This is a genomic window from Photorhabdus caribbeanensis, assembly GCF_018448885.1.
Lineage (GTDB): Bacteria > Pseudomonadota > Gammaproteobacteria > Enterobacterales > Enterobacteriaceae > Photorhabdus > Photorhabdus caribbeanensis.
Genome location: NZ_RCWB01000167.1, coordinates 1 through 265, shown reverse-complemented (window position 1 = coordinate 265; position 265 = coordinate 1). Strand labels below are relative to the sequence as shown.

1 rRNA gene is annotated in these 265 nt (G+C 51.3%); it reads right to left on the bottom strand.

Features of this window, described 5'->3' with window-relative positions:
* Positions 1-265, bottom strand: a 23S ribosomal RNA gene (locus tag EAE90_RS23490); the annotation flags it as partial.

Genomic DNA, 265 nt, shown 5'->3' with positions numbered 1-265 from the left:
TTCGGGTCTATACCCTGCAACTCATTCGCCCAGTTAAGACTCGGTTTCCCTGCGGCTCCCCTATCCGGTTAACCTTGCTACAGAATATAAGTCGCTGACCCATTATACAAAAGGTACGCAGTCACCCTGATTGCTCAAGGCTCCCACTGCTTGTACGTACACGGTTTCAGGTTCTCTTTCACTCCCCTCGCCGGGGTTCTTTTCGCCTTTCCCTCACGGTACTGGTTCACTATCGGTCAGTCAGGAGTATTTAGCCTTGGAGGAT